This window comes from Streptomyces aidingensis (assembly GCF_900112355.1).
Classification (GTDB): Bacteria; Actinomycetota; Actinomycetes; order Streptomycetales; family Streptomycetaceae; genus Streptomyces; species Streptomyces aidingensis.
In genome coordinates this window covers 32,969-55,304 of sequence record NZ_FOLM01000011.1, presented here as the reverse complement: position 1 = coordinate 55,304, position 22,336 = coordinate 32,969, and the positions used below count along the sequence as shown (strand labels likewise).

The window sequence follows — 22,336 nt, the reverse complement described above, 5'->3', positions numbered from 1 at the left end:
GTGCGTGTCCGGGTGTGCATGCCTGGTGACCAAGGTTCCACGCGGGTACCCCGGCGGGCAGCGGCTGAACGGCCCGGGGGCGGGGCCGGGCGGCCGGCGCGCGCCGCCGCCTGACAGGCCATCCGGGCCCGGGAAGCGGCGCGGGCGGCGCGGACTTCGGTCCGGGTCAGCCGAACCGGGCGACCAGCCGCAGCGGCAGGTGGCGCACCAGGAAGCCCACCGGCACCCACGGCCAGGCCGGCACCCGGGCGTCGGCCCGCTCCCGCTCGATCGCCCGGACCATCGAGCGCACCCCCTTGTCCAGCTCCGCCATCAGCGGGGTGCGGGCGGCCCGTCCGCTCATCTCGGTGGCGATATAGCCGGGGTGCACCGCGGAGACCCGGATGGGGGTGCGGGTGGCCAGCATCTCCGCCCGGATGCCCTCGGCCAGCGCGGACAGCCCGGCCTTGGTGGCGGCGTAGGTGGTGACGCTGCGCGGCATGCCGCGCAGCGCGCTGACCGAGGAGATGACCACCAGATGCCCGTCCCGGTGCTCCCGGAAGTGCTCCATGGCCGCCTCGCACTGGGCCAGCGCGGCCGTGAAGTTGGTCTGCGCGGTCTGGACATTGGCGGCGAAGCCCCCGGTGCCGATCGGTCTGCCCTTGCCCAGACCGGCGTTGACGATCACCCGGTCCAGCCGTCCGCCGAGGTCGTCGGCGAGGGCCCGGAAGACCTCGAAGACGGCCGGGTGGTCGTTCACATCCAGGGCGCGCACCGCCACGGTGATGCCGGGGTGTGCCGCCAGCAGCTCGGCGCGGAGCGTGTGGAGCGCTTCGGTGCGGCGGGCGCAGAGCGCCAGATTGCGGCCCCGGGCCGCGAACTCCCGGGCCATCTGGGCGCCGAGGCCAGAACTGGCGCCGGTGATGAGGATGTTGCGGCGTTCACTCAAGGAGGCGGGCCTTCCGTGCGTGCGTGACGTCCGCGGCCACCGGGCGGGCGGCCCGAGCCGTGGTTACTGGGCGGTAGATCGTGCGCATGCTAACCGCTCGTGCCGTACCGGCCCCTTGGCTGCGCCGATGCAAGTGCGTAATCTTCATTACATGATTACGGAAGAGGAGCAGGAGCAGGTACGCGGATGGTTCGCCGGGCGGCTTCCCGCCGGGCTGTTCAGCGTCCTCGCGGAGATCACCGTGGACCGCGAGGAGATCACCGTCATCGGGCGGATCACCGAACCGGAACTGCCCGGAACCCCCTCGGAGGCGGAGCGGGAGGCCGCCCGGGAGGGCCGGATCTCGGAATTCCGCGAACGCACCCGGGGCGAGCGCATGGAGATCGCCCGGGAGGCCCAGCGCCGGTTCCGGCGCAAGGTCTCCTGGGGCGCGGAGTGCGGCGCGCGGCGGGAGCTGTTCACCCATGTCGCCGCGCCGGTGATGACCCGGCTGCGGCAGCCCGAGCGGCAGGTGCTGGACACCCTGATCGACGGCGGAGTGGCCCGCAGCCGCAGCGAGGCCCTGGCCTGGTGCGTCCGGCTGGTGCAGCGGAACGCCGACGAGTGGCTCACCGAACTGCGCGAGTCCCTGGACCGGGTGCGCCGGGTGAGGGAGCGCGGCCCGCACACCACCGGCCCGGCCGACGGCGGCAGCGGCAGCGGGATCGGCAGCGGCAGCGGCAGCGGCGACAAGGGCTGACCCGGGCGCCGGCCGGCCCCCGCGTACCGCCGCCGCTGTGCAGGTGCACAGGGTGTCGGACATCCCGCTGGGCAACCGACCCGACCGCCGGGCCGACGGCGCGGCATCCGCCTAGCCTTCCTGACCATGGCGAGCGACGGGACCGACCAGGCGGACCAGCGGCTGCGCACGGCGCTGGCCACCGCGCTGCTCAGACGTCTCGACGCGCTCACCACCCGGGTGGTCTCGGACATCCACGCGCACAGCGAGCTCTACGCCTCCGGCCATCCGGTGACCACCGAGGACCTGCGCGAGACGGTCCGGCAGAACCTGCTGCACTCGCTCCAGGAACTGGGCGACACACCGGCCGGCGGCCCCGCCGGCCCCGGCGGTTCCGGCGGCTTCGAGGCCGCCGCCCGCGAGACCGGCCGCCGCCGGGCCGTGCAGCAGGTGCCGCTGGAGACGGTGCTGCGTGCCTACCGCCGCGGTGGCCGGGTGGTGTGGGAGGCCATCACCGAGCTGCTGCGCGACTGGTCGGTCGAGCCGGGCCACCGGGCGCTGGACGTGGCCGGCGCGGTCTGGGAGACCATCGACACCTACTCCTCGGCGATGAGCGAGTCCTACCGGCTCACCCAGCTCGAACTGCACCAGCGGGAGGACACCCGGCGCGGCGCCCTGTTCGAGGCACTGCTGGACGGCCGCGGCGCGGACCCGGCGGTGGCCAAGGCGGCGGCCACCGCGCTCGGCATCCCGGAACAGGACCGCTATGTGCTGGTGGCCGCGGCCCAGGACCCGGCCGCGCCCACCGACCCGGGTCCGGCGCTGGAGGAACACGGGGTGTGGTCGTTCTGGCGGCCCCGGGCCGCCGGTCCGCTCCCCGGCCCGCCCGCCTGGGGGGTGAACGCCGGGCTCGTCCGGCTCGGCGGCCTCACTCCCGAACGGCTCAGCGGCGTTCTCCGGGAGCGGCTGGGCAGCACCGCCGGGGTGTCGCCGGTGATCCTGCGGCTGGCCCAGGCGGACGGTGCCCTGCGGCTGGCCGAGCGCGCGCTGCGCACCCTGCCCCCGGAGGGCGGCGAGGTGGCCGTGCTGGACGAGCGGCTGCCCGAGGCGCTGCTGTGCGAGCAGCCGGAGACCGCGGAACGGCTGGTGGACCGTTACCTCGGCGGGGTGCTGCGCAGCAGCGCGGAGCGGCGGGTGCTGCTGGACACCCTGCGGGTGTGGCTGGAGACCGGCGGTTCGGCCACCGCCTCGGCGTCCCGGCTGTACTGCCACCGCAACACCGTGCTCAACCGGGTGGCCCGGATCTCCGAGCTCACCGGCCGGTCCGCGGACTCGGGGGAGACCCGACTCGGCTGGGCGCTGGCCCTGCGGGCCCTGCCCCTGCTGCCGCGCGCCCTGCCGCCGGCCGCGGCAGCGGAGCGGCCGGGCCCGCACTCCGGCGGCCCGGCCCGCCGCCCGGTCCGCTCCCGGTCCGGCCCCGCCTGACCCGCCCCGCCCGGCGGGCCGGCCGTCGTCCGGCCACCCCCGGCCGGGCGCCGCTTCCTCACCGTTCCTCCGCGCCGCCCGCCGGGGCCTCCTCGTCCGGCCGCTCCCACGGCCGCCGGGCTTCCGCACCTCGGCAGCGGGCGGCGGGCAGCGGGCAGCGGCCGGTCAGCGTTCCGTCCGGAGCGGCGCCGCCGGGCGGGTACGGCCGCGCGGCCTCCGGCGTCCGCCGGCACCTTCCCCGGCGTCTTCCCCGCCGCCATCGCCGCCGCCGGCCAGGCCGGCGGTCACGCCCAGCCCCACCAGCGCCGCCCCCGCCACATCCGCGAGCGTGGGGGAGCCGGTGCCGAGCAGCCAGGCCGCGGCCACCGCGCTCGCCGGTGCCACGCCCGCGCACAGCCCCGCCCGCGCCGCGCCCAGCCTGGCCACGGCCGCGTACCAGAGCACGAACGCCAACGCCGTCACGGCCACCGACAGATAGAGGAAGTAGCCGAGCTGACCGGCCGTCGGCACCGGCAGCGCTCCACGCCCGTCCAGCGCCAGCGCCGCGCCCAGCAGCAGCGGCACCGCCAGCACCGAGGCGTAGGCCGACACCCGCAGCGGGCCGTAGCGCGGCAGCAGCGCCACGGCCACCAGGGAGAACGCCACCTCCCCGGCGAGCGCGCCCAGTGCCCAGGCCAGTCCGGCCGGGCTGCCGCCGCCCAGCCCCTGGGTGAGCGCCACACCGCCCGTGACCACCAGCGACGCCAGCACCAGCCGGGGCCGCGGTGCCCGCCTCCGCAGCAGCGGGTCCAGTACCGCCAGCACCACCGGCAGCGCGCCGATCACCGCTCCCACACTGGCCGGATCGGCATGGCGCACCGCCTGTACGTAGCAGACGTTGAACCCGGCCAGCCCGGTCCCGGCCACCACGGTGAGCCGGGCGAGTTCCGGGCCGGTCGGCCGCAGATGACCGATCCGGCGCAGCCGCAGCACAAGCAGCAGCACGGCCGCCGCCCCGGCGTAGCGCAGCGCCTGGCCGCCCAGCGCGGGATAGCCGGACAGCCCGGCCAGCACCGCCGCCGAACTGCCCGCCAGCGCCATCGCCCCGGCCCCGTAGAACGCCCCCTGCCACACCGGCTTTCCGTCCACCGTCCCGCTTCCCTTCCGCAATCGGGGCGGCGGGGGAGGCGGTGGACCGGCCGCGGCGCCACCGCCCTCCCCCGCCGCGCATGTGCCGACCCCAGTAGAGCCGGGGGGCAAGGGTCCGGGAGGACCACTTGACGGCGGATCGGGCGGACCAGTTTCCGGGTGGGCAGTGGGACCATCCGGTGAAGTTTTCGTATTAATCAGGCTAATCATCCATGACACGTGCCACATGCGTTCCGCGCATGCCCGGATGCCGGTACTTTCCCGTGCGCCGCGTTCGCAACCCGGACGCGGTGCGTGGTTCAACTGTCCCCGCCGTATTCCTCGGAAGGACCTGCCCCTGTGGGAATCCGTGTGACACGACCGCCGATGAGGTCCCGCGGCGCACTGGCGGCCCTCGCGCTGCTCGCCGTGGCCGCCCCCGCTCTGGTGACCCCCACCGCCGCCCACGCCGACTCCGGCACCGTTGCGACCGCGACGTCCGCACAGCACCAGCCCGGAAAGCACCACCTGGACCGGGACAAGCACCGGGACAAGCACCGGGACAAGGGCCGGCAGCTCGCCCGCAAGCTGGTGCAGCGCACCAGCGCCGGCCGGGCCATGCGCCATCTGTACGCCTGGCAGGAGATGGCCGACGAGCACGGCGGCCACCGGGCCGCCGGTTCACCCGGCCACGACGCCTCCGCGGAGTACGCCGGCCGCCTCCTCCGGGCCGCCGGCTACGACGTCACCTACCAGTACTTCGACTTCGAATACCGCGAGACCCTGGCCGAGACGCTGCGTCAGCTCACCCCGGAGCAGCGGGACATCGGCATCATCGCCATGTCCTACACCGCCTCCACCCCCGAGGGCGGCATCGAGGGCGCGCTGGCCGCCGCGCCCGTCGACGAGGACGGCAGCAACGGCTGCGAGCCGGAGGACTTCGCGGACGGCGGCTTCACCGGACGGATCGCGCTGATCAAGCGCGGCGGCTGCACCTTCGCCCTCAAGCAGCAGAACGCCGCCGCGGCCGGCGCGGTGGCCGCCATCGTCTACAACAACACCGAAGGCCCGCTCAACGGCACCCTGGGCAGCCCGGACGAGACCGTGCTGCCCACCGGCGGCATCACCCTGGAGGCGGGCGAGGCGCTCGCCGCCGGCCTGGCCGAGGGCGAGGTGACGGTCGCGCTGGAGCTGCGCGAGTTCCGCGAGACCCGCACCACGCCCAACGTCATCGCCGAGACCCCGGGCGGCGACCCGGAGAACGTGGTGATGGTCGGCGCCCACCTGGACTCCGTACCGGAGGGGCCCGGCATCAACGACAACGGTTCCGGCTCCGGCGGGGTGCTGGAGACCGCGCTCCAGCTCGCCAGGGCCGACCGGCACGGCAAGGCGCCCAACAAGGTCCGCTTCGCCCTGTGGTCGGCCGAGGAGTTCGGGCTGCTCGGCGCCGAGCACTATGTGTCGGAGCTGACCGAGGAGGAGCGCGGCAACATCGCCCTCTACCTCAACTTCGACATGATCGCCTCGCCCAACTACGGCATCTTCGTCTATGACGGCGACGGCTCCGAGGGGCTCTCCGAACCGGGCCCCGACGGCTCGGCCCAGATCGAGCACCTGATCAACACCTTCCTGGACGGCAAGGGCAAGGAGCCGCGGCCGACCGCGTTCAGCGGGCGCAGCGACTACGGCCCGTTCATCGATGTCGGCATCCCCTCCGGCGGCACCTTCACCGGTGCGGAGGGCCTCAAGACCGAGGCGCAGGCGGAGCTGTGGGGCGGTGAGGCCGGGGTGGCCTACGACGCCTGCTACCACGCCGAGTGCGACGACATCGACAACCTGGACCTGACCGCGTTCGAGACCAACATCGATGTGATCGCGCATCTGGTCGGGATGTACGCCTGGAGCACCGGCTCGCTGGCCGAGGAGGTGCCGGCGGCCGGCCCGGCCGACCCGGAGACCGCCGAGCAGGGCGGCCTGCACGACGACCACGGCCACGCCGAAGCCGCCTGACGGCGGCCCGGCACGGATCTGCCCCGCCGGGTGCACCGGGCGCATGCCCGGCGCACCCGGCGGGCTTCGGTTGTGCGCCCGCGGCGCGAACGGTCGCAAGCCGGGCCGCTCGGCCGCGACGTTCCCCGATCACTCCGTCCGCTTGATACCCACATGGCCCTGGATGCGAAGATCGCGTCCTCGGCGCAAGGCTGCGGGGAGCGGCACCCGAACGGTAGGCTCTCACTGTGATCTTTAAGCGCATCGGAACTGGGCGGCCGTACCCTGACCATGGCCGGGAGACGTCCCGGCAGTGGGCAGACGTCGCACCGCGGCCTGTGCGCCTGGACCAGCTCGTGACCACCAAGGGAGAGCTCGATCTGGAAACCCTGCTCGCCGAGGACTCCACCTTCTACGGCGACCTCTTCGCCCATGTCGTGAAGTGGCAGGGGGATCTCTACCTGGAGGACGGGCTGCACCGGGCGGTGCGTGCCGCGCTCCAGCAACGACAGGTGCTGCACGCCCGCGTCCTGGAACTCGACTGACCGGCTCCGCCCGCCGCCCGGCCGACGCCCAGGGCACGGAACGATCAAGTCTCTGCCCCGTTTGGGCCGCATCTGCCGCTTACCGTTGATCATCTCGTAGGCGGGGCCGGGGGACGCGGCTACGCTGCGCTCATGAGCATGCTGACGCCGCCGGGCATGGGTGGGAAGTACCGCATCACGGGCAATCGTTATCCGCGGATGTCCCGGCCCAGGCGACGCGGCCGGAAGGCGCTGGCCGTGCTGGCCACCCTGGTGGTGCTCACCGGGCTGGGCTTCGGCACCCTCCAGCTCACCGGCGTATTCGGCTTCGGCGACGACTCCGGGGACGCCGCCGAGGCCGGCGGGCGCGGCGGCGACGGCGGGGTGCGGAACGGGAGCTGCCCGGCGGGCCGGGACGACGCCAAGCCGGCCCCGCCGCCCGCGCCGGAGACCATCACGGTGAATGTCTACAACGCCACCACCCGCTCCGGCCTGGCCCAGGCCACCGCCGACGGGCTGGCCGAGCGCGGCTTCGTCATCGGGGTGGTGGACAACGCCCCCGCCGACCTGGACGGCAAGGTGAGCGGCAGCGGGCTGCTGGTGGGCTCGGCGCAGGCGCGGGAGAACGGGACGCTGGCGGTGGTCGGCGCCCATCTGGCCAAGCCCGAGACCCGGGTGGGCGAGCCGCTGGTGCCGCCCTCCGCCACCGCGGAGCCGGACGCCGGGGGCGGCGGCGAAGGAGCGGCGGACGCGGCGGACGCCGCGGACGCGGTGGACGCGGTGGACGCGGTGGACGCGGTGGACCTCGTGATCGGGGACGCCTTCGAGGAACTCGCCCCGGCCGCCCAGGCCGAGGCCGTGATCAGCGCACTGGCCGCCGAGGCCGAGCGGGCCGCCGCCGACTGCTGACCCCGCCCCCGCTCACACCGCGCCGTACATCCGGTCCCCGGCGTCGCCCAGGCCCGGGACGATGAAGCCGTGCTCGTTCAGCCGCTGGTCCACGGCGGCCGTGACCACCGTGACCGGCGCCCCGGCCAGCTCCCGCTCCAGCACCTCCACGCCCTCCGGGGCCGCCAGCAGGCAGACCGCCGTGACATCGTCCGCTCCGCGCCGCATCAGCTCCCGGATCGCCGTCACCAGGGTGCCGCCGGTGGCCAGCATCGGATCGAGCACATACACCTGCCGCCCGGAGAGATCCTCCGGCAGCCGGTTGGCATAGGTGGAGGCGCGCAGCGTGGTCTCGTCCCGGATCATGCCGAGAAAACCGACCTCGGCCGTCGGCAGCAGCCGGACCATGCCGTCCAGCATGCCCAGCCCGGCCCGGATGATCGGCACCACCATCGGGCGCGGCCGGGACAGCCGCACGCCGGTCGTCCCCGCCACCGGGGTGCGGATGTCCACCACCTCGGTGCGGACATCACGGGTGGCCTCATAGGCCAGCAGGGTCACCAGTTCATCGGCCAGCCGCCGGAAGGTGGGGGAGTCGGTGCGCTCATCACGCAACGTGGTCAGCTTGTGCGCCACCAGCGGGTGGTCGACGACATGGATGCGCATGGTCCGACAGTAGCGAACAGCTCCGACACCCCGGCGGCGTGCGGGTCTGTGCGGCCCGCCGCGGGCCGGCATCCGGGCGGCGTACACCGCTGGACGCCGTGGCACGGCGGGGCCAGAGTAGACGAAGAGGCTGGTGAAACCGCCGTTCCGTACCCGAAGGGGAATCGTCGCGGGGAGGAAGGAGGGAGCAGGCCTATGCCGCGTCCCGGACACCCCGAGGAACCGGACGCCGTCCGCCGGCGCCGCCGCGCCGAGTTCCTCCGCGAACTCCAGGAGGCCCAGGCGCTCCGCGACCGGGTACGGCCGCGACGGGCCCGGAACGCCCGGCTGCGGCAGCAGCACCGGATGCGTACTTTCCGGTGGACGGCTCCTGGGCAATCCTGAGCAATGCCCGTGCCGGACACCCCTGCGCACCCGGAGGACGGCGTGCCGCCGGTGCGCCCCCGCCGGGCGGCTCCGCAGGCAGGCCGCGGGGCGCCCGGCACAGAAATGAAGCCCTGAGTTACCCGACAGGACTGGCCTTTTCTGTCACGATGCCAGAAGGCAACCAGAGAAGGCACTGCCGAACCGAGTGGGGAGAGTCGAGGTGTACTTCACCGCACTGCTCGCGCGGACCGAAGACGGTTGGGAAGCGCGTGACACTGAGCTCGACGATGTGGAGAGCCTGGACGAGCTGGCCGAGCTGGCCCGCGCGGCCTCGGTGGACGACGAGCCGGTGCTCGTCTGCATGGAGCAGGAAGGCGTGTGGTTCGGCATCGTCCGGGTGGACGGCGAGGACGACCCCCGGGTGTTCGTCTCCGACGCCGCACGGGCCATGCGCAGCGCGTACGGCGAGATCCTGCTCAGTGACGAACTGCTGGGCCGGGAGCCGCAGAGCTCCCCGGACCTGGCGGAGTACACGGAACTGGAGGTGGCGGAGGACGAGGAGCAGGCCGGCGGGCTGGACGAGGATCCCGACGCCGCCGAGGCCGTTCCCCCGGGCCCGGTCGGCGACCCGGAACTCATGGACGACTTCGGCATCTCGGCGGGCGTGGTGCTCGCCCTCACCCCCGAGAACGCGCTGGGCGAGATCGCCGACGCGCTGGGCTGCGCCGAGGTCCTGGAAGCCGTCCGTTGACCGCACCGGCGGACCGGCTGCCGGTGCCCGACCCCATGCCTCTCCCCGCCGGTGCATCCCGGCACGACCCACTGCGCGACCCCTGGGTGCCCGCCATGCGGCGCGCCCTGGCCGAGGCCGCCGCCGCCACCGGTACGGGTGACGTACCGGTGGGCGCGGTGCTTCTCGGCCCCGGCGGCAGCGGCGGCCCGGTGCTCGCCGCGGGCCGCAACGAGCGCGAGGCCACCGGGGACCCGACCGCCCACGCCGAGCTGCTGGCGCTGCGCGCCGCCGCGGCCCGGCGCGGCGAATGGCGGCTGTCCGGCTGCACCCTGGTCGTCACCCTCGAACCCTGCACCATGTGTGCCGGCGCCGCGGTGCTCTCCCGCGTCGACCGGGTGGTCTACGGCGCGGTGGACCCCAAGGCGGGCGCGGCGGGCTCGCTCTGGGACGTGCTCCGCGACCGCCGCCTGAACCACCGGCCGGAGGTGATCCCCGGCGTGCTCGCGGCCGACTGCGCCCGCCTGCTCACCGACTTCTTCGGCCCTTTCCGCCGCACCTGACCCCCGCCGCCGCGATACCGATTTCGGCCGCGGCCGGGACGTGGGCTAAGCTTCCTCCCGGTAGCGTGTCCGAGCGGCCTAAGGAGCTCGCCTCGAAAGCGAGTGAGGGGGCAACTCCTCCGAGGGTTCAAATCCCTCCGCTACCGCTCTCACATGCACAAACGCCCGGCCGGACCCACCAGGGTCCGGCCGTCCGCGTAATCCGGGGTTCGGTGCCATGGCGTGGCTCCTTGGGGGCAAGGCCGTTCAGTGACCCGGAGCCGGCCCGCGCCCCCTGGCCGGGCCGGCGCGGGCCAGGCCTTCCGCGCCGGCGCAAGGCCCGTCTTGCGGTACAGAACGAAGAAGTGGCCCTGGCGGGCGGCGGCCTCCCCGGTTCTGTCGGTGGCCGCACCTAGAGTCGCACCATGGCGGAGACGATGGTGCGGGTCGGTGATGCGGAGCTGTGCACGGAATCCTTCGGTGATCCGCTCGCGCCCATGGTGCTGCTCATCGCGGGGGGAGCATGCTCGATGGACTGGTGGGACGCCGGGTTCTGCCGCCGGCTGGCCGACGGGGGCCGGTTCGTCGTCCGGTACGACCACCGCGACACCGGCCGCTCCACCGGCTGCCCGCCGGGTGCGCCCGCCTATACCGGCTCCGACCTGACCGGCGACGCGGCCGGGCTGATCGAGGCGCTGGGGGACGGCGGGCGGGCCCATGTGGTGGGGCTGTCGATGGGCGGCGGCATCGCCCAGCACCTCGCGGCCGAGCACGCCGCCCGGGTGGCCACGCTGACCCTGATGTCGACCAGTCCCGCTTTCCCGCTCGTTCACGAGGCCCGCCTCCCGCCGATGGCGGACCGGCTCAGGGCGGTGTTCGACGCCCCGGCTGCGGAGCCCGACTGGAGCGACGGTGACGCCGTCGTGGACTATGTCGCCGAGCAGGAGCGGCCGTACGCGGGCCCGGATTTCTTCGACGAGACCTGGGTGCGCGCGGTGGCCCGCAGGGCGGTCGGCCGGACGGCCAACCCGGAGGCCGCTATGAAGAACCACTGGATCCTGGCGGAGGGCGAGGACGGCGCAACCCACCGCCTGGATGAGGTGACCGCTCCCGTACTGGTCGTCCACGGCAGCGAGGATCCGCTCTTCCCGCCCGGCCACGCGCATGCACTGGTCCGGGAAATCCCCGGCGCACAACTGCTGATGCTCGAGGGATTCGGCCACCAGGCGCCGCCGCCGGCGGTATGGGATCTGCTCGTCCCCGCCCTTCTGCGGCACACCGCCCCGGATCCGGCGCTCCGGAGCTGATCAGCGAGTAGCGGCTGCCGGATGCCCGGCCGGTCGGCTCCGCGCCGTGCTGTCTGCCGGTCCCTGCCGGTCATCGGGCGCGGTTGGTCCGGGGGGAGACTGGCCCGGGGGGCGGGTACAGGGGGGACATCCCCGCCGCCCCGGACGCTCTTCCAGCATCCGTTGCCGGGTGGTGCGAAGAAAGACCCGAAGGTCCCGTATTTCCGGGACCTTGGGCCCGGGGCGGCGATCGGAATGTATGACGGAAGTCAAATAGTCTCCTGTTCTCGTTAGACTCACCCGGCAGTCGCCGGAATCGCGAGGCATCGAGGGGGAGGCGCACGAAGATGGCCCAGGCCAAGAAGATCACGCTCTATATCCTGGTCGTTTTCGTGCTGTACACGATCATCAACTCTCCGGACCGGGCGGCGGAGATCGTTCATCTTGGTTTCCAGGGCGTGTCCAATGCGGCCAAGGGGGTCGGCGACTTCATGACCGCGCTGGTCCAGTAACCCGCCGGAGGGCGGCGGTGTGCGCAGGTCAGGCCGGGCGCCGAGGCGGTGCGGGCGGGCGGGGCCGGCCGCGCGCGAACAACACGGACCGGGGCGGTGCTTGCACCCCTGGACATGTCTTGTGATGCTATGACCGCTCTGCAAGTTTTTGCATGTATTCCGGGTATTCCGGGTCAATTCACCTGATTCATTCACCGGCCGATGGCGCTGGGAGCGGTCCATCGGCTGCCCGGACAGAGGTGGCGGAGGGGCGGTAGGCGCGTGGCGGAGAGCGAGAGCCATGCCGACAGCCGTGAGCACAGCCGCAGGACCCGGGGCGCCCGGGCGCGCGCCCTGACCCGGGCCCTCTTCGAGCGGCTCACCGCGCTGGAGCCCGGCAGCGCGGAGCACGCGCGGGTGCGCGGCGCCCTGATCGAGGCCAATCTGCCGCTGGTGCACTATGTGGCCCTGCGCTTCCGCAGCCGCAACGAGCCCCTGGAGGACGTGGTCCAGGTCGGCACCATCGGGCTGATCCATGCCATCGACCGCTTCGACACCTCGCGCGGGGTCCAGTTCCCCACCTTTGCCATGCCCACGATCATCGGGGAGATCCGCCGCTACTTCCGGGACAATGTGCGAGCCGTCCATGTGCCGCGGCGGCTGCACGAGACCTGGATCCAGGTGCACGGCGCCACCGAGGACCTGACCCTGTCCCTGGGCCGCACCCCGACCACCGCCGAGATCGCCGAGCGGCTCGGGATCCCCGAGGAGGAGGTGCTGGCCGGGCTGGAGGCGGGCCGCGCCTACCGGGTGTCCTCGCTGGAGGCGGTGCAGGACCGCGAGGACACCACCCCGGGCCTGGTCGAGCGGCTCGGCTACGAGGACCCGGAACTGACCGGGGTGGAGCACCGGGCGCTCGTACGGCATCTGCTGGTGCAGCTTCCCGAGCGCGAGCAGCGCATTCTTTTGCTCCGTTACTACCGCAATCTGACGCAGAGCCAGATCAGTCTGGAACTGGGACTCAGTCAGATGCATGTCTCACGGCTGCTCTCGCGGAGCTTCGCCCGGTTGCGCGCCGGAAATACGATCGACGCTTAGCTCCTGCGCGGGACACAATCCCCGGGAACCAGCGGCTGAGCTCGTGCGTTTTGTCGACAAGGCGCTACATCGTGTTGACGACCTGTGACATTCTGCTAGAACCGCGTTTGCCGCGGTGTCAGCTCCGGTATTCACGAGAGGGCGACGCACTTCTCGGTCCGGAGAGCGCCGCTGCGACACATCCACGAACCCAAGGGGGTGGCATGTCCGTCGAACTGGACAGCTCCAAGGTGCTCACCACACCCGACACGCCCCAGGTGCCGCTGATCCCCGCACCCCAGGCACCCGCGGACATCCCGGCCGAGGACTCGACCGGCGCGGCTCACTCCGACCGTTCCGACACCCGTCAAGACCGTCCCGCCGGCCCCGCCGGCCCCGCCGGCGCTGCCGGTACTGCCGGTGCTGCCAGTTCCGACAGCTTCGACACCCGCACCCTGTCCCGCTCGCTCTTCCAGCGGCTGGCCGAACTCGACCCGGACAGCCCCGAGCGTTCCTACGTCCGGGACACGCTGATCGAACTGAACCTCCCGCTCGTCCGCTACGCCGCGGCCCGGTTCCGCAGCCGCAACGAGCCCATGGAGGACATCGTCCAGGTCGGCACCATCGGCCTGATCAAGGCCATCGACCGGTTCGACTGCGAACGCGGCGTGGAGTTCCCGACCTTCGCCATGCCCACCGTGGTGGGCGAGATCAAGCGGTTCTTCCGCGACACTTCCTGGTCGGTGCGGGTGCCGCGCCGCCTCCAGGAGCTGCGGCTGGCCCTGACCAAGGCCAGCGACGAGCTCTCCCAGCGGCTGGACCGCTCGCCCACCGTCGCGGAACTGGCGTCCTGCCTCGGCGTGTCCGAGGACGAGGTGGTCGACGGCCTGGCCGTCGGCAACGCCTACACGGCCTCCTCGCTGGATTCCCCGACCCCGGAGGAGGAGGGCGGCGAAGGGTCGCTCGCCGACCGCCTGGGCTACGAGGACGGCGCCCTGGAGGGCGTGGAGTACCGGGAGTCCCTCAAGCCCTTGCTGGCCCGCCTGCCGGCCCGGGAGCGGCGCATCATCATGCTGCGGTTCTTCGGCAACATGACCCAGTCGCAGATCGGCGAGGAGGTCGGCATCTCCCAGATGCACGTCTCCCGGCTGCTCACCCGTACGCTCGCCCAACTGCGCGAGGGCCTGACCGCCGAGGAGTGAAGGTCCCGGGCCGGAGCCCGGCCCGGGACAGAAGTGCACTCCGTGAACCGTGAACGTCTGCGAATCTCCGCCGATCGATTCGGCTGCCGACCGTTGTCTGCCCAGCTTGTGTCCCGATCCCCGTGAAGCGACCGGAACCGGCCTGCGACGTCCCGCGGGCCGGGTCGCGCCCGGCCCCGCGCTCAGGAGAGCGCGAGCCAGCCGACCGCGGCCAGTACCAGGACGCCCAGGACCACGCCGAGGACCACCCCGGCGCGCATCCCTGACCGGCCGGAGGCCCGGTCACGCGCCGGCTGCTCGTCGACGAAGGCCCGGAACATCTGCGTGCTGCCCGCGCCATCACTCGGCTGCGGATGCTGGGGATTGTGGGGGTTCTGCACCATGCCTGCGGACATTAGCGAACCCGCCCGCGTTCCGGCACCCCGGGGCCGTGGCCGCGGCCCGCCGCCCTGCCACCGCGGGCCCGCGGTGGCAGGGCGGCGGCGCCCGGCCCAGCATGGCCCCATGCCCGCCTTCGCACCGCCCCCCGCACCGCCCCCCGCTCCGCCGCCGCCCGCCGCCGTGCCGCGCCGGATCCTGGTCACCGGCGCCAGCGGCTATCTCGGCGGCCGGCTGGTTCCGGAACTGCTGGCCGCCGGCCATACCGTGCGCTGCCTGGCCCGCACCCCGGCCAAGCTCCGTGACCATCCGTGGGCCGGCCGGGTGGAGGTGGTACGCGGTGACGTCACCGACCCGGCGTCCCTGCGGCGGGCCATGGACGGCCTGGACACCGCCTACTACCTGGTGCACTCGCTCGGCACCGGCCCGGACTTCGAGGAGACCGACCGCCGGGCCGCCCGTCTGTTCGGCACCGCCGCCCGTGAGGCCGGCCTCGGCCGCCTGGTCTATCTCGGCGGCCTCACCCCGGCGGGCGTACCGGAACGGGAACTCTCCCCGCATCTGCGTTCCCGGGCCGAGGTGGGACGGATTCTGCTGGACTCCGGGGTGCCCACCGTGGTGCTGCGCGCCGCCGTGGTGATCGGCTCCGGCTCGGCCTCCTTCGAAATGCTGCGCCACCTGACCGAACGGCTTCCCGTCATGGTGACCCCGCGCTGGGTGCGCACCCGGGTGCAGCCGATCGCCGTCCGGGACGTGCTGCGCATCCTGGCCGGCTGCGCGACCCTGCCGCCCGAGGTCAGCCGGAGCTTCGACATCGGCGGCCCGGACATCCTCACCTACCAGGAGATGATGCGGCGCTATGCCACCGTGGCCGGGCTGCCCCCGCGGCTGATCGTGCCGGTGGCCGTGCTCAGCCCCCGGCTGTCCAGTCTGTGGATCGGCCTGATCACCCCGCTGCCCGGTCCACTGGCCCGCCCGCTGGTCGAGTCGCTGCGCCACGAGGTGGTGTGCCGGGAGAACGACATCGCCCGCCTGCTGCCCGACCCGCCGCAGGGCCGCACCGGCGTCCAGACGGCCCTGCGGCTGGCCCTGAAGCGGATCGGCGACGGAGAGGTGACCACCCGCTGGAGCTCCGCGGCGACTCCCGGAGCGCCCAGCGACCCACTGCCCACCGACCCCGGCTGGGCCGGCGGCAGCCTCTACTCCGATGTCCGGGAGCGTGCGGTGGACGCGCCACCGGAAACGGTCTGGCGGATCGTCGAGTCCATCGGCGGCGAGAACGGCTGGTACTCGCTGCCCGCCGCCTGGGCCGCGCGGGGCTGGCTGGACCGGCTCTCCGGCGGAGTGGGACTGCGCCGGGGCCGCCGGGACGCGGTGCGCCTCCGGGTGGGCGACTCCCTGGACTTCTGGCGGGTGGAGGAGCAGGAGCCGGGGAAACTGCTGCGGCTGCGGGCGGAGATGCGGCTGCCCGGCCTGGCCTGGCTGGAGATGGCCGTGGAGCCGGCGGAGCACGGCCGCAGCCGCTACCGGCAGCGAGCCCTGTTCCACCCGCACGGCCTGGGCGGGCATCTGTACTGGTGGGCCGTCTCCCCCTGGCACCACCTGGTCTTCAACGGCATGGCCCGCAACATCGCCGCCGCTGCCGCGGGGGACGGGCCCCGTGCCGCGGCCCGCATCGGCACCGGGAGAGCCGGAGACGATACGCCGACCGGGTGATGTCACCGCAACGGGCCCCTGCACCCCGCTATGACTCCACTACTCTGCGCATTCGGACCCGATGCCCCCGATCCCGACAGGCCTCCCATGCCACGCATCACCCCCCGGACCACCCGGATCACCTCCTCTTCCGTCTCCGCTTCCCCTTCCGCTTCCTCCTCCGGCTTCTCCCCCGCCCGCCGCGCCGGACGGGGACGCCACGCCGCCCGCCCGGCGCGCCGCTCCTCCCCCGCGCTGCTGCGCACCGGCCTCACGCTCTCCGCGCTGGGCGCCGCCGCCTTCGGCACCACCGGCTCCGCCCAGGCCGACACCGGGGCCGGGGCACCGACGCCCGGCCCGCTGACCGCCGTCGGCTACTCCCTGGAGCCGCTGAAGACCCTCCAGCTCAACCCCCTGGCAGGCACCGGCAGCGATCCGCTGGACAACTCCGCGGGCACCCAGCTCGCCGACTTCCCGCCCATCAGCACAACCCTGCTGACCGGGCCGCTGGCGGACGGCGGCAGCCTGACCGACCTCCCCCTGGCCGGCCCGGTGCTGCACCGCCTGATCCCCGGTGCGCCGTCCTGACCCCGGCCGTCAGCCGTTCCGCAGCCGGGCCGCCACGGCCGGAACCGTTCAGGCGGACGGCTCGGGCTGCAGGACGACGAAGTCCGCCCCGGACGGATCGACGCAGACGGCGGTCCGTCCGACGCCCTCCATGTCCTCCGGCCCCATCTGCAGGGTGCCGCCGTTCTCCGTGACCCTGGCCGTGGTGGCGTCGCAGTCCTCGACCGCGAACACCGGGTGCCAGTAGGGGCCGCCGGCCCAGGAGAGGTCGTCGGCGGCCATCTCCATCACCCCGCCGAGCTGCTGCTCCTCGCCGCCGCCCGCCGTCGCGATCAGGCCGTAGGTCCCCGGGATGTCGCCAGGCAGCGGAACATCGGTGTAGTCGAAGCCGAAGAGCTTGTTGTAGAACTGCTTGGCGGCGGCGCCGTCGGTGGTCATCAGCTCGATCCAGCAGAGCGTGCCGGGCCGGTCCACCGCCTCCAGGCCCTGGCTCTTGCGCGGCTCCCACACCGCGAACTGGCCGCCCTGCGGATCGGTGAACTGCGCCATCCTGGCCCAGTCGTCGGCGTCCATGGGCGCCACCCGCACCTTGCCCCCGGCCTCCTCGACGGCCCGCGCGGTGGCCTCCACATCGGAGCTGCGGAAGTAGATCATCCAGGCCGGACGGGCACCCTCCTCGGTGAGCCTGCCCACCGCCGCAACCGTCTTGCCGTCCTGGACAAAGGCGCCGTAGCCGTCCGCCTCGTCTCCGTAGGGCTGGAACTCCCAGCCGAAAACGGCCCGGTAGAAGGCCGCGGCGGCCGGCACGTCCGGCGCCCCGAGATCGATCCAGCTCGGCGAGCCGGTGACGAAGTCAGTAGTGATCATGGCGATTCCCTTCGCGGATCTCTCACTGGCCTTCAGCGTGACATCCGCCACTGACAATCGCCCGGCGGACCACCCGGCCGCGCCCCGGGGCCCCCGCCCGGCCCGCCATTCGGCCCAGTCCGGTACGAGAAGGGGCTTTCACCCACAGCGCCAACATGTCCGGCGGCAAGCCCCCCACCCTGGCCGACATCGCCCTGTCCGCCGCCAGCACTGCATGCTCCGGCTCGGGCTCGCCGAGTACGGCCACTGGCTCACCCACGTGGCGCGGGCCAAGGTCCGCAAAACGTCCTACGTGAATGACGAGTCGCTGGTCCGCAACTACATCACGCCCGGCCTCGGCAAGAAGAAGCCGGCCAGGCTCACCGCCCGGGACATCCGCGCCTTCCTCGTCAAGACGGCCCGGACCTGCCAGTGCTGCGCCCAGGGGAAGGAGGCGAAGCGTCCCAGCGCAAGCGGCGCTGCTGTGCGCTCGCCAAGTGCTGCGAGAAGCGTCCTTCGGACCGTACGGTCCGCTTCCTGCTGGTCATCCTGCGGGCGGTGCTCCAGCACGCCGTCGCGAGGACGAGTTGCCGCGCAATGTGGCCGGGAACGTGGAGCTGGGCATGGGGACCAGCGTGAGATCGAACCCCTGGCCGTCGAGGAAGGGCGCCGCCTGCTGGACGCGGCCCGGTCCAACCGGCTGTGGGCGGTGTACGAGCTGGCGGTGCGGAAGGGGCCTGCGGCTGGGGGAACTGCTGGGCCTGCGCTGGCAGGACGTGGATCTGGTGGGTGGCGTCCTCATCCTCCGCCAGGCCCTTCAGCGGGTGAGCGGGGAACTGCTCATCGTGCCGCCCAGGACCCAGCGGTCCGCGCGGCGCGTCGCCGTGCCCCCGGAGTGCGTCACCGAGCTGCGGGCTCAGCGTGCCCAGCAGCTCGCCGACCGGAGGTCAGCGGGGGAGAGGTGCTGGGCCACGGCTCCATCCGGGTCACCGTGGACATCTACACGTTCGTCCGGCTGGACGCCCAGCGGTCCCCCTTCGGCCGGGTCGGCGACGCTCTCAGCGAGCGGCAAGAGGAGGAGCCACCCGTTGGCCTCTTGGTGCGTGCCCACGTGATGTTACGCCGGGTAATTCGCCCCCAAGTGGTGAGAAACCAGCATACCTCTCATTATGGAGTATTGACAATGCGTAGTGCTGCAACTACGGTCACTAGTGCTGCTTTCCATATGCAGCTACCTTGAAGTGGGGGTTAGATGCGCATCAGGGATGTGCGAGTCGTCGTCGCTTTCCTGGCTGCTTTCGCTGTTGCTGTGGGAATTCAGACGCCTGCTTCGGCAGAGCTCCAAGCGTCGAAGACGTTCACCAGGACTAGTGTCAGCTACTCCAAGACGGACAGTAATGGCACGTTCAACGGTCAAGTGACATGGGGAGCGACGGGGATACCCATGGCCTGGTCGTTTCGCCTAGGTCCGCAGCTCATAGCAATATAAACCTCACCGATGACCTGCACGGCGGGGCATATGCAGCTACCATACTCGGACACGCACACTGACATCCCCACGGACTACCTGTGGCATTCGACGGTCCGTGGTCATAGCTACAACTCGCAGTATAGCCTGTGGGGTTACTGCACCTTCAAAGTGAACGTCGGCGGGAAGTCGGGGACTGCGACGGTGTCCTTTCGGTTCAACTACTCGATTTTCCGAAGTTCCACGGATCCACGGTCCGTGGAACTCGGATCACCAGCGTACGAGCACGTCATAGAGGGTGAGCCCTACGGGAGCGATCTTCACTTCGACTGGGATCATGCTCAATAGAGCAGAGCGATGACGCCGGTGAACCGGTCTAGGTGCGTGGGGCAGCTTCAGGAACTACTCGAAGCCGCCCCACGCGGCGTTTCCGAAAGGGAAGTCAATGAAGGACAAGGAATTTGTAGTCGGCACTGTAACCAAGTGGAACCTTTCCGAAGGGTGGGGGGTGGTGGAGTCCCCCGATGCTCCAGGCGAAGTTTTTGTTCACTTTTCCATGATTGTTGCCGATGCGGCCGACTACCGGAAGCTGGTGGTCGGCGCAACCGTGAGGTTCACTTGGGAGCCCGCGCAGCAGGATGAATACTCGGTGCGAGCGATCGAGGTTTGCCCGGTGGATTCTTCGGATATTGCCTCGCCGGAAGGCAGGGCGAGGCCGGTCTCCATGGAGGGTTACAGTACGTCCCTGGAGATTTCCCTGGACGAAGATCGGCCGTAACAGCGGCGGGGCGCTCGGCCCTTGTGCCGAGCCGTGTGAGGAGTTCCGGTCGGCTGTGGGTGCTCGTTCGTCCGGTGAGCCGGCACAGCCGATGGGCGGTAGTAGGGCAGGCGGCGGGACGAAGCCCTCTGTCCGCTGGTGCTCGTCCAGCCGGCGGGGACGGTGACGGTTTGCTCGTCGAGCGCGGCGAAGGTGTCGTCGACCAGCCGTTCGGCCATGCGCGGGGTCCTGGGGCGGACGACCTCGCCCAGCCTGCGGCGGCCTGCCTTGCGCAGTGCTTGAGGGGATCCGTAACGCTCCAGGAGCCAGGTGACGGCCTGGTGGTCCGGGCGGGGGCCGAGGACGCGTTCCAGGCTGAGGTGGAATGGGGTGAGCAGGACGCGGATGCGGTTGGAGGTGCGGTCGGCCTCGCCGGCGAGGTCCTGGTCGAAGCCGACGAGCATGGTCAGCTCTGCGGTGACCTCGTCGGCAAGGTCGAGGGTGCGCAGGGTGTGGGGCATGATGCGGGCGGCGTCCGCGATGACGGCGGCGTCCTTCGCGTCGGTCTTGGCCTCGCCGGGGTAGAGGTCGGCGATCCCGCGCATCGCCAGGCCGGGCAGGTAGGCGACCTTGCAGCCGGTGTCCCGGGCGACGGTCAGCGGCAGGGCGCCGATGGAGGCGGGCTGGTCCACGACCACCAGGACGGTGCCGAACTTGGCCCTGAGTTTGCCGAAGACCGCCCGCAGCTTCGGTTCGCCGTTCGGCAGCGGCTTGTCGAACACCGTCTTCCCGACCGGCGTCAGACCATGTCCGTGATGCGCCTGCTTGCCGACGTCCGGGCCGAGGAAGACGCCCACCCGTCGATGCTGACCACCGTGCCCCCACATGCGTCGGTATGTGCCGGCCCCAGGGACGGGGAGCCGTTCTCGCGCAACCACGTTATGCAGACCTGCCGCCCGCGAGCGGCCGGGCATTGCGCCCGGCCGGGCGGTGGCCGGACCTCTGATCAGCGTCTCCGGCGGCACCCCTCGGGCCCGGTGACACCACCCCCCCAGGTCATCGGTTCGACAGGGGGCAACGGTCATGCCGGGCCCGGAGGCCAGCGGCCCTCTTGCCGGACCGCGAAGAAGATGACGGGGTTGCCGCCGGCCACCGCCGTCAAGGGACAGCTCAGAGGCCCCTTCCCAGGGGGGAAGGGGCCTCCGGACTGGTGCGCGCTCGGCAGGATTCGAACCTGCAACCTTCTGATCCGTAGTCAGATGCTCTATCCGTTAAGCTACGAGCGCCTGGGACCCGGCCGCCCGGCGGTGGGCGGCGGTGCGGGAACAACACTACATGACGTGCCCCGGCACACGAAATCCGATTCCCGTACCCGTGCCGAGCTGCGGAGAGGCCGTGCGCGAGCCGAATGCCGGAAAGCCCAGAGCCCTCGGCGGGTGCCGAGGGCTCTGGGGAAGTGCGGAGGCTCCGGGATTTGAACCCGGGATCGGGGATAAACCCGAAACCGCATTAGCAGTGCGGCGCCATAGACCAGACTAGGCGAAGCCTCCTTGTCGTCCCGGCGCGGCCATGACCCGCCGTGCGGACGGACCGGCTGCGCTGGACAGCGCGTGCAAATGATGCCACAGCCGTGTGCGGGGCAGCCAATCGAGAACCACCCTACGGGCTGCGCCCGCCCGGCGTCGAGCGGGTTCCCGCCGAGTTGCGCAACGTCTCGGGAGCGGGAGCGTTAGAGAGGCAGGACCGCGGGGCCGGCGCGGTCGGGGCGGGCCGGAAGGACCAGTGGGCAGAAGAAGGAATCAGCAGCAACCAGCAAGCAGCAGGAAGAAGGAGAGGGAAACGCCATGCCCGTCGTCTCGCACACCGTGCTTGCCGCGCTGACGCTCGCCGCGGCGGCTGTCGCCCCGGCCTCCGCCGCCCCGTCCGGCGGCCCCGGGGACGACACCGGGCCCGGAGCCCGGCTGACCGTCTCGGTGCTGGACGGTCAGAGCCGAGGCGCGGCGGAGAGCCACCTCCTGGAGTGCCACCCGGCGGGCGGGGATCACCCGGAGGCGCGCGCGGCCTGTGACGCGCTGGACGAAGCCACCGCAACCGGTGACGACCCCTTCGCGCCGGTGCCCGAGGACGCCATCTGCACCCAGATCTATGGCGGCCCATGGCGGGCGGAGGTCCGCGGCGAATGGAACGGCCGTCAGATCGAGGCCGAGTTCAGTCGCGCCAACGGCTGCGAGATCGCCCGCTGGGACCGCCTGATCCCGGCGCTGCCTGATGTGAACGCTGTGGCGGACCAGGAGGAGAACCGGGACGGCGGAACCAGCGGGAACAGCGGGGACGGCGGGGACGGGCACTCCCCCGCGGTGCCCGAGCGGCAGGAGCGCGAGGAGGGCCGGGAGAGCGACCGGCATCGCGGTCTGTGGCGGTTCGCGGAGCCGGTCGGCGGTGCGCCCGGCGTCATGCGGTGAGGACCCGCCCGCCCCGCCCGCCACTGCCCGGACAGCGGTCGGGACCGACACCGACCCGGCCGCGGGCCGGTACGAAGCGGTACGGGAAAATGCATCCACGAACGCACCACCGCACGGCGTACCAGTCCCCGTAGACTCCCCCTGAATGACACGCACGGGGAACC

At 72.3% G+C, this 22,336-nt stretch carries 21 protein-coding genes, 3 tRNA genes and 1 pseudogene; 17 read left to right on the top strand and 8 right to left on the bottom strand.

Translation table 11 applies throughout. The features are described 5' to 3' along the window. Nucleotides 1-166: 166 nt before the first annotated feature. The gene (locus BM242_RS19385; protein ID WP_093840141.1) at nucleotides 167-928 is read right to left on the bottom strand and encodes an SDR family oxidoreductase; all 762 of its coding nucleotides are present in this window, start codon (nucleotides 926-928) and stop codon (nucleotides 167-169) included. Between the two features lie 151 nt (nucleotides 929-1,079). On the opposite strand from BM242_RS19385, the gene BM242_RS19380 reads away from it, so the two are divergent. Beyond that, the gene (locus tag BM242_RS19380; RefSeq protein WP_093840140.1) at nucleotides 1,080-1,667 is read left to right on the top strand and encodes a hypothetical protein; all 588 of its coding nucleotides are present in this window, start codon (nucleotides 1,080-1,082) and stop codon (nucleotides 1,665-1,667) included. A 126-nt stretch (nucleotides 1,668-1,793) separates the two neighbouring features. Beyond that, nucleotides 1,794-3,131 (top strand): PucR family transcriptional regulator, encoded by a 1,338-nt coding sequence (locus tag BM242_RS19375; protein ID WP_093840139.1) that lies wholly within the window; start codon nucleotides 1,794-1,796, stop codon nucleotides 3,129-3,131. A 165-nt stretch (nucleotides 3,132-3,296) separates the two neighbouring features. On the opposite strand, the gene BM242_RS19370 is transcribed toward BM242_RS19375, so the two are convergent. Continuing rightward, nucleotides 3,297-4,259 (bottom strand): DMT family transporter, encoded by a 963-nt coding sequence (locus tag BM242_RS19370; protein ID WP_217652540.1) that lies wholly within the window; start codon nucleotides 4,257-4,259, stop codon nucleotides 3,297-3,299. Nucleotides 4,260-4,625: 366 nt separating this feature from the next. Between BM242_RS19370 and BM242_RS19365 the strand changes: the two genes are divergently transcribed. From BM242_RS19365 to BM242_RS19355, 3 genes are all read left to right on the top strand, one after another. Then, the gene (locus BM242_RS19365) at nucleotides 4,626-6,248 is read left to right on the top strand and encodes a M28 family metallopeptidase (RefSeq protein ID WP_093840137.1); all 1,623 of its coding nucleotides are present in this window, start codon (nucleotides 4,626-4,628) and stop codon (nucleotides 6,246-6,248) included. Nucleotides 6,249-6,475: 227 nt separating this feature from the next. Further along, entirely contained in the window at nucleotides 6,476-6,772 is a 297-nt protein-coding gene (locus BM242_RS19360; protein WP_093840136.1) for a type II toxin-antitoxin system VapB family antitoxin, read from the top strand. A 132-nt stretch (nucleotides 6,773-6,904) separates the two neighbouring features. Then, nucleotides 6,905-7,660, top strand: coding sequence for a LytR C-terminal domain-containing protein (locus BM242_RS19355; protein WP_093840135.1), 756 nt, complete (start codon nucleotides 6,905-6,907; stop codon nucleotides 7,658-7,660). A gap of 12 nt (nucleotides 7,661-7,672) precedes the next feature. Here the strand turns inward: BM242_RS19355 and upp are convergent, their stop codons facing one another. After that, entirely contained in the window at nucleotides 7,673-8,305 is a 633-nt protein-coding gene (gene upp / locus BM242_RS19350; protein WP_093840134.1) for a uracil phosphoribosyltransferase, read from the bottom strand. A gap of 195 nt (nucleotides 8,306-8,500) precedes the next feature. Between upp and BM242_RS19345 the strand changes: the two genes are divergently transcribed. From BM242_RS19345 to BM242_RS19315, 8 genes are all read left to right on the top strand, one after another. Further along, the gene (locus BM242_RS19345; RefSeq protein ID WP_093840133.1) at nucleotides 8,501-8,689 is read left to right on the top strand and encodes a hypothetical protein; all 189 of its coding nucleotides are present in this window, start codon (nucleotides 8,501-8,503) and stop codon (nucleotides 8,687-8,689) included. A 202-nt stretch (nucleotides 8,690-8,891) separates the two neighbouring features. After that, nucleotides 8,892-9,422, top strand: a complete 531-nt coding sequence (locus tag BM242_RS19340; protein ID WP_093840132.1) for a tRNA adenosine deaminase-associated protein — start codon at nucleotides 8,892-8,894, stop codon at nucleotides 9,420-9,422. A gap of 35 nt (nucleotides 9,423-9,457) precedes the next feature. Next, complete coding sequence (gene tadA, locus BM242_RS19335) at nucleotides 9,458-9,964, top strand: tRNA adenosine(34) deaminase TadA (protein ID WP_093840272.1); 507 nt, start codon at nucleotides 9,458-9,460, stop codon at nucleotides 9,962-9,964. A gap of 59 nt (nucleotides 9,965-10,023) precedes the next feature. Beyond that, nucleotides 10,024-10,110 (top strand) — tRNA-Ser (locus tag BM242_RS19330). A gap of 258 nt (nucleotides 10,111-10,368) precedes the next feature. Then, complete coding sequence (locus tag BM242_RS19325) at nucleotides 10,369-11,250, top strand: alpha/beta fold hydrolase (protein WP_093840131.1); 882 nt, start codon at nucleotides 10,369-10,371, stop codon at nucleotides 11,248-11,250. Nucleotides 11,251-11,576: 326 nt separating this feature from the next. Next, a complete protein-coding gene (locus BM242_RS29545; RefSeq protein WP_165984225.1) occupies nucleotides 11,577-11,741 on the top strand; it encodes a hypothetical protein in 165 nt (54 codons plus the stop codon). Between the two features lie 261 nt (nucleotides 11,742-12,002). Then, the gene (locus BM242_RS19320) at nucleotides 12,003-12,818 is read left to right on the top strand and encodes an RNA polymerase sigma factor SigF (protein WP_245834283.1); all 816 of its coding nucleotides are present in this window, start codon (nucleotides 12,003-12,005) and stop codon (nucleotides 12,816-12,818) included. A gap of 203 nt (nucleotides 12,819-13,021) precedes the next feature. Beyond that, nucleotides 13,022-13,999, top strand: coding sequence for an RNA polymerase sigma factor SigF (locus BM242_RS19315; protein ID WP_093840129.1), 978 nt, complete (start codon nucleotides 13,022-13,024; stop codon nucleotides 13,997-13,999). Between the two features lie 182 nt (nucleotides 14,000-14,181). Here the strand turns inward: BM242_RS19315 and BM242_RS19310 are convergent, their stop codons facing one another. Beyond that, entirely contained in the window at nucleotides 14,182-14,382 is a 201-nt protein-coding gene (locus BM242_RS19310; protein ID WP_093840128.1) for a hypothetical protein, read from the bottom strand. A gap of 121 nt (nucleotides 14,383-14,503) precedes the next feature. Between BM242_RS19310 and BM242_RS19305 the strand changes: the two genes are divergently transcribed. Together BM242_RS19305 and BM242_RS19300 are read left to right on the top strand one after the other, a co-directional pair. Then, complete coding sequence (locus tag BM242_RS19305) at nucleotides 14,504-16,093, top strand: SDR family oxidoreductase (protein ID WP_093840127.1); 1,590 nt, start codon at nucleotides 14,504-14,506, stop codon at nucleotides 16,091-16,093. Between the two features lie 87 nt (nucleotides 16,094-16,180). After that, complete coding sequence (locus tag BM242_RS19300; protein ID WP_425443884.1) at nucleotides 16,181-16,660, top strand: hypothetical protein; 480 nt, start codon at nucleotides 16,181-16,183, stop codon at nucleotides 16,658-16,660. A 48-nt stretch (nucleotides 16,661-16,708) separates the two neighbouring features. Here BM242_RS19300 and BM242_RS19295 read toward each other — a convergent pair whose 3' ends face one another. After that, nucleotides 16,709-17,506 carry a VOC family protein gene (locus BM242_RS19295; RefSeq protein WP_093840126.1) on the bottom strand — a complete coding sequence of 266 codons (798 nt, stop codon included), beginning with the start codon at nucleotides 17,504-17,506 and terminating at the stop codon, nucleotides 16,709-16,711. A 1,892-nt stretch (nucleotides 17,507-19,398) separates the two neighbouring features. On the opposite strand from BM242_RS19295, the gene BM242_RS19285 reads away from it, so the two are divergent. Beyond that, a complete protein-coding gene (locus BM242_RS19285; RefSeq protein WP_093840125.1) occupies nucleotides 19,399-19,731 on the top strand; it encodes a cold-shock protein in 333 nt (110 codons plus the stop codon). Nucleotides 19,732-19,874: 143 nt separating this feature from the next. Here BM242_RS19285 and BM242_RS19280 read toward each other — a convergent pair. The 3 genes and pseudogenes from BM242_RS19280 to BM242_RS19270 form a co-directional block, all read right to left on the bottom strand. After that, a pseudogene (locus tag BM242_RS19280) lies at nucleotides 19,875-20,597 on the bottom strand (IS110 family transposase); the annotation flags it as partial. 326 nt (nucleotides 20,598-20,923) lie between these two features. After that, nucleotides 20,924-20,996 (bottom strand) — tRNA-Arg (locus tag BM242_RS19275). 173 nt (nucleotides 20,997-21,169) lie between these two features. Then, nucleotides 21,170-21,260, bottom strand: a tRNA-Ser gene (locus tag BM242_RS19270). A gap of 294 nt (nucleotides 21,261-21,554) precedes the next feature. Between BM242_RS19270 and BM242_RS19265 the strand changes: the two genes are divergently transcribed. Further along, nucleotides 21,555-22,172, top strand: a complete 618-nt coding sequence (locus tag BM242_RS19265) for an SSI family serine proteinase inhibitor (protein WP_093840124.1) — start codon at nucleotides 21,555-21,557, stop codon at nucleotides 22,170-22,172. Nucleotides 22,173-22,336: the final 164 nt, after the last annotated feature.